Origin of the sequence: Motilibacter deserti (genome assembly GCF_011250635.1) — a bacterium.
GTDB classification, from domain to species: domain Bacteria; phylum Actinomycetota; class Actinomycetes; order Motilibacterales; family Motilibacteraceae; genus Motilibacter_A; species Motilibacter_A deserti.
On record NZ_JAANNP010000105.1, the window covers coordinates 1 to 6,067 of the forward strand.

At 73.6% G+C, this 6,067-nt stretch carries 6 protein-coding genes; 3 read left to right on the forward strand and 3 right to left on the reverse strand.

Annotated elements, in window-relative coordinates; all coding sequences use genetic code 11:
- Positions 1-242: 242 nt before the first annotated feature.
- Positions 243-1,196, reverse strand: coding sequence for an AraC family transcriptional regulator (locus G9H71_RS20565; protein ID WP_166284651.1), 954 nt, complete (start codon positions 1,194-1,196; stop codon positions 243-245).
- A 119-nt stretch (positions 1,197-1,315) separates the two neighbouring features.
- Here G9H71_RS20565 and G9H71_RS20570 point away from each other — a divergent pair, with 119 nt between their 5' ends.
- Both G9H71_RS20570 and G9H71_RS20575 read left to right on the forward strand, forming a co-directional pair.
- Complete coding sequence (locus G9H71_RS20570) at positions 1,316-1,981, forward strand: NAD(P)-dependent oxidoreductase (RefSeq protein ID WP_166284652.1); 666 nt, start codon at positions 1,316-1,318, stop codon at positions 1,979-1,981.
- A gap of 87 nt (positions 1,982-2,068) precedes the next feature.
- Positions 2,069-2,461, forward strand: a complete 393-nt coding sequence (locus tag G9H71_RS20575) for a PPOX class F420-dependent oxidoreductase (RefSeq protein WP_166284653.1) — start codon at positions 2,069-2,071, stop codon at positions 2,459-2,461.
- A 39-nt stretch (positions 2,462-2,500) separates the two neighbouring features.
- Here the strand turns inward: G9H71_RS20575 and G9H71_RS20580 are convergent, their stop codons facing one another.
- Positions 2,501-3,385 (reverse strand): sensor domain-containing diguanylate cyclase, encoded by an 885-nt coding sequence (locus G9H71_RS20580; protein ID WP_166284654.1) that lies wholly within the window; start codon positions 3,383-3,385, stop codon positions 2,501-2,503.
- Between the two features lie 267 nt (positions 3,386-3,652).
- Between G9H71_RS20580 and G9H71_RS20585 the strand changes: the two genes are divergently transcribed.
- On the forward strand, positions 3,653-5,815 hold the full coding sequence (locus G9H71_RS20585; protein WP_166284655.1) for a diguanylate cyclase domain-containing protein: 2,163 nt from the start codon (positions 3,653-3,655) through the stop codon (positions 5,813-5,815).
- Between the two features lie 66 nt (positions 5,816-5,881).
- Here G9H71_RS20585 and G9H71_RS24130 read toward each other — a convergent pair.
- Positions 5,882-6,067, reverse strand: a 186-nt coding sequence (locus G9H71_RS24130) for a hypothetical protein (protein ID WP_231135188.1), incomplete at its 5' end; no start/stop codon positions are given.

Here is a 6,067-nt window from a genome sequence, read left to right on the forward strand (position 1 = left end):
TCGTCCAGCAGGCCGAGGAGCTCGTCGCGTTCCTCCAGCGCAAGGAGGACGTCGAGAACGACGTGACCCTCGTCCGCGTCCCCGGCTCCGCGCAGGCCGCCCTACGGCCGGCGAGCTGATCCCACCGGTCCACGACAGGTCACCGGCTCGCCGGCCTGCGGCCGGGCCCGGTCGTTGCCATGCACGACGGGGCCGTCGGATCGTCGCCTGGTGAGCCGGCGCGCCGGCGGGAGTCGCCTCCGTCAGGCGGGCGCTAGCACCTCCGCCGGGACGTGGAACGTGTTGTCCTGTCGCGCGTAGGCGCCGGGGGTCACGCCGTGCGCCCGTCGGAACGCCCGGTTGAACGCCGCCTCGGACCGGTAGCCGACCCGCTCGGCGATGCGCGAGAGCGACAGCGACTGCTCCCGCACGAGCCGGGCGGCGAGGTCCATCCGCCACGAGGTGACGTAGCCCATCGCCGTCTCTCCCATCACGGAGGTGAAGCGCGCGGCGAAGGCGGAGCGGGACAGGCCCGCCTCCCCGGCGAGCGACTCGAGGGTCCACTGCGCCGCGGGCTCGGCGTGGAACGCGGCGAGCGCCCGCCCGAGCGACGGGTCGCGCAGCCCGGCGACCCAGCCGCGGTCGGGGACGGTCGACTCGAGCCACGAGCGCACGGCCTGCACCACGAGGACGTCGGCCAGCCGCGCGGTCATCAGGTCGCTGCCGGGCCGGGGGTGCCTCGACTCCGCCGCGATGACGTCGAGCGCGGCCCGCTGCCACGCAGAGTCCTCGTCCCGGCCGACCAGCAGCACGGGCGGGAGGCTGCGGACCAGCCGCTCGACGCCGAGCCCGGTGAAGCTCACCGCGCCGCAGACGAGCTCGGTCCGGGCGCCGTCACCGGGCAGCGAGATGCGCTCGTAGCGGTCGGTCTGCTCGACGCGCGGCAGGTCGAACAGCGGCACGGGCACGCGGCCCGGGGCGTCGAGGATCGTGTGCCCGGTGCCGTGCGGCACCAGCAGCAGGTCGCCGGGGCGTACGGCCACCCACTCGCCCTCGACCTCGATCACCGCCTCGCCGCGCGTCAGCAGGTGGAAGACCATCGTCCCTGGCATCGGAGGCAGCGCGATGCCCCACGGGGCAGGCACGTCCGACACGGCGTAAAAGACGCCGGTCATCCCGAACTCCTGCAGCGCCCGGTCGAGCACGTCCGGTTCCATGCCGGCCAGCATGGACCGCGGGTGGACGATCGAGCAAGAGCACCGGTCGAACTGGCATTGACCGTCCGGGCGCGGGCGACAAGGCTCGATCCGTCAGCCAGTCGATCGGAGGAGGAGCCATGAAGGTTCTCGTGGTGGGAGCAAGCCGCGGCAGCGGGGCGGCGGCGGTCGAGGAGCTGGCGGGCGCGGGACACCTGGTCACCGCGTTCGCCCGCTCGGCCCCGGGTGCGCCGCGCAGCGACGACGTCCGGTACGTGACCGGCGACGTCATGGACGTCGAGGCGCTCGGCAAGGCGATGGTCGGGCAGGACGCGGTGGTCGTCGCGCTCGGCATCTCCGACAACCCGCTGAAGGTGCGGCTGCTGCGGCGAGCGAGCACGCCGCTCGACGTCCGGTCGCGCGGGACCGCGAACGTGGTCGAGGCCATGCGCCTGGCCGGGGTCCGCCGGCTGGTGGTGCAGTCGACGTACGGCATCGGCGACACGTACGCGCGCCTTCCGTTCTTCGCGAAGGCGTTCTTCACGCTCGTGATCCAGCCGCAGGTGGAGGACCACGTGCGCCAGGAGCAGGTCGTCCGCGCCAGCGGCCTGGACTGGACGGTGGTCCGGCCGGTGTTCCTCAAGGACAACGACAAGGACAAGGACGGGGACGATGCTGCGGCCCACGTCGACGACCGGGACGAGATCTCCGGGCTGACGGTCTCCCGGCGCCAGCTCGCCCGGGTCTTCCTGGACGCCGTCACGCGGGCTGAGTGGCACGGCCGCACGCTGAGCGTGTCCGGCTAGCGTCGGCCCCGGGCCTCGGGATGCGGCCGGAAGGGCTGCGGGCGAGGGTGGTGACCGACACCGCACCAGCGCTTGCCGAGGAGACCCGTGGACCTGCCCGCCGACCTGCTGGCCCTGCTCCGTGCGCCCAGCCCCTGTTTCGTGACCACGCTGATGCCGGACGGCTCGCCGCAGATCACCCAGACCTGGGTGGACACCGACGGCGAGCACGTCCTCATCAACACCGTCGCGGGGTTCCAGAAGCTGCGCAACATCGAGCGCGACCCGCGGGTGGCGCTCGCCGTGGCGGACCCGGGCAACCCGTCGCGCTACTTCGCCGTCCGCGGCCGGGTCGTCGCGACCACGACGGACGGCGCCGCCGACCACATCGAGGAGCTGGCCCAGCGCTACCTGGGCGGGGCCTATCCGTGGTTCGGCGGGCGGGACCAGGTGCGGACCATCGTCACCATCGCCGCCGACAAGGTCCACGCGATGGGCTGACCGGCACCGGCGCTCACCGGGGCGGCCGGCGTCACCTGGTCAGAGCTGTGCGCCCGTCAGGGACCGGGCCTGCTTGTCGGCGTACATCCGCCGGTCGGCCTCGGCGAGCACGTCCGAAGCGGTCGTGGGGTCGTCGATGACGAGCTCGCCGATGCTGACGCCGACGGATGCTGTCAGGCGGCCCAGCTCGAACGGCTCGGTGATCGTTGCGAGGAGCCGCTGCCGCAGGCCGTCCCCTCCTCGACCGGCCGGAAGCTCCGTCCCGCCCAGCTCCGTGACCACCACGAACTCGTCCCCCGCCAGCCGGGCGACGGTGTCGCCCGCCCGCACGGTCGCTGACAGGCGGCGCCCCACCTCGCGCAGCAGCTCGTCGCCAGCGGCGTGGCCGTAGGCGTCGTTCACCTGCTTGAACCCGTCCAGATCCAGGAAGAGCACCTGCACGGCCTCGCACCCTCGACCGATCCGGGCCAGTGCCTGCTCGAGGCGGTCGAGCAGCAGCAGTCGGTTGGGAAGCCCGGTGAGCCCGTCGTGCGTCGCCAGATGAGCGAAGTGGGCTTCGCGTCTGGCGCGCTCCGTGACGTCGCACGCCATGACGTAGATGCCGGTGCGGCCGGCGACCTGCACGGTCGACGACACGGACTCGACCCGCACGAGCTCCCCACCCGCGCGGACCATCGTGATCTCGACCGAGCCCGGCAGGGCGTGGCCGGCCAGGAGCGTCTCCATCCGGTGCCGGACCACGTCCACGTGATCGGGGTGCACGTGATCGAGCAGCAGCCTCCCCACGGCAGCTCCGGGACCGACGCCGAGGATCTCCTCCGCAGTCGAGTTGGCGTACACGAAACGCCCGTCGACGTGGACCGCGACCGCCATCGGCGCCGTCTCCACCAGCGCACGCAGCACGTCGTCCCCGATGCCGCTCATCCTCGACACTCCTGTCGCCACGTCTCCGCCGGGCCTTGATAGTCGCGCGAGGCGACCAGGGCCTGCCGGCTCCGGCCGCCGGCCCGACCCGGGACGCGAGCACGTCCTGCGCGTCCCACAGCCCTCCGGTCGCTCGAAGGCCCTATCGGCAACCGGGCGACGTCGTGAAGGAGTCCCCACGGGCCGCCACTCTGGCGGGGCTTCTCGCGAGTGGGACGAAAGGCCGGCCGCCGCTGCCCGTTTGCTGGTGCCGCCGGCGGGGAGCCCATGTCGGTGTACGCGCACAATACGGGGGAGTCGTACGGCGGCTACGACATCGTGCCGGCCTTCCAACCGATCGTCGACCTGGACCAGGGGCACGTCGTCGCGGTCGAGGCGCTCGCCCGCGGCCGGGCCGACGGCGGTGTCATCGCGCCGCAGGCGCTGTTCGCCCGGGCCGCTGCCGCCGGCGCAGCGGAGGTCCGGGCGCTCGACGAACGATGCCTGGGCGCGGCGCTCGCCGGTGTGGCGGGTGGCCGGCCTCCTCTTCAGTTGTTCGTCAACGTGGAGCCCGTGACGCTGGGGGCGCTGACGGGCAGGCGGCTGGAGGAGCTGGCGGGGCTCGTGCCGCCCGGTGTCGGCGTCGTCGTGGAGGTGACCGAGCGGGACCTGCTCGAGACACCGGCGCAGCTGCTGTCGGGCGTGCGGCGGGTGCGGGACCTCGGATGGGGCGTAGCGCTCGACGACGTGGGCGCCGAGCCTTCCGCGCTGGCCCTCATGCCGTTCCTCGCCCCCGACGTCATCAAGCTCGACCTGGCCCTCGTCAGGCAGCAGCCGTCCATGTCCATCGCCACCACCATCGGGGCCGTCCACGCGCAGGCCGAGCGCAGCGGAGCGCTCGTCCTCGCCGAGGGCATCGAGACCGACGACCATCTCGAGCGCGCCCTGGCGGCGGGCGCTCGCCTGGGCCAGGGATGGCGCTTCGGCCGCCCCATCGACGCCCTGCCCGCCGAGACGGTGCCCCTCCGCCTGCCGGCACGCACGCGCAGCAGGCCGGTGGGCACCCCGTTCAGCCTGCTCAGCGCCGACAGCTCACCCGGCATCGCCGGGGTGCCCCTGCTCGCGGCGATGTCGCGTCAGCTCGAGCGGCAGGCGCTGCTCCTCGACGAGCTCACCGTCGTGCTCGCGACCTTCCAGCACGCCAGTGCCGTGACGCCGGCCACCCGCCGCCGCTACGAGGCGGTGGCCGAGGTCACCGCCCTCACGGCGCTGCTGGGCCCGGGTATGCCGGAGGAGCCCGCGCGCGGCGTGCACGGCACGGCCGTGCCCCCGGGAGACCCGCTGGCCGAGGACTGGGCCGTGATCATCGTCGCTCCGCACTACGCGGCGGCGATCACGGCCCACGAGCTGGAGCGGCGACCCGACGGCGAGCGCCGCTTCGCCTTCGTGCTCACCCATGACCGCGCCCGGGTGATCGACGCCGCGACCCTGCTGCTGGAGCGCGTACGCCCCCGGCCGGCCTCCTCCCCGCCCAGCACCGCGCGCGCCGGCGCGACCGCCGCGTCCGCGGTCGGGGTCCCCGCGGACGTCCTGCCCGACCTGCTGCTACGCGCGATCGACACCGCCTCCAACGGCATCGTGATCGCCGACGCGCGCAGACGGGACATGCCGATCGTGTACGCCAACGCCGCCTTCCTCGCGCTGACCGGCTATGCCGCCGCGGAGGTGCTCGGCCGCAACTGCCGGTTCCTGCAGGGCTCGGGCACCGACCGGACGCAGGTCCGCCCCATCGCCCGCCGCCTGGCGGCGGGCCGCTCCGTCCATACGACCCTGCTCAACTATCGCAAGGACGGCACGCCTTTCTGGAACGAGCTCACCATCTCCCCGGTCCTGAACGCCAGCGGTCAGCTCACGCATTTCATCGGCAACCAGGTCGACGTCACCGAGCGCGTCGAGCGCGAGGAACGGGCGGTCTACCTCGCCTACCACGACCCGCTGACCGGGCTGCCCAACCGCGCCCAGCTCCTGGACCACCTCGAGCTCGAGCTCACGCGTGCCCGGCGCGACGGGCACGGAGTGGCCGTGCTGTTCCTCGACCTGGACGGGTTCAAGGCCGTCAACGACTCTCTCGGCCACGCGACCGGAGACCGGGTGCTCGCCGCCGTCGCACGCCGGATGCAGGGTGCGCTCCGCGCCGGAGACCTGCTGGCGCGCTACGGCGGCGACGAGTTCGTCGCCGTGCTCGCACGACTGCCCACCGACGACCCTTCTCCCGCCCTGCGCGCCGCGCAGCAGATCGTCGCATCCGTCGCCGACCCCGTGCCGCTTGACGAGGACCGGACGGTGAGCGTCGCTGCCACCGTCGGCATCGCCCGGCATCCGCAGGATGCGAGCACGCCGAACGCCCTCCTCGACGCCGCTGACCGTCGCATGTACGAGGCGAAGAGCTGAGGAGCGCCTGCCGCAGGCGTGCGTGGCAGGAGGGCGTGCAGAGGACGCACGCGGCTTCCCTCGGCCCTACGACGTGGCGCCCGCCTGCAGCAGCCCCGGCAGCCGTTCGTCGAGCCACGGCCCGATCGTGGCCAAGCGGTCCTGGGGTGCCGGCTCGACGGCGTCGATCACGCCGTCGGCGTGCACGAGGACGAGCGTCGGCCCCGACGCTCCGACTGCGTGCGACAGGGCCCCGTCCGCGTCCTGCGCGAC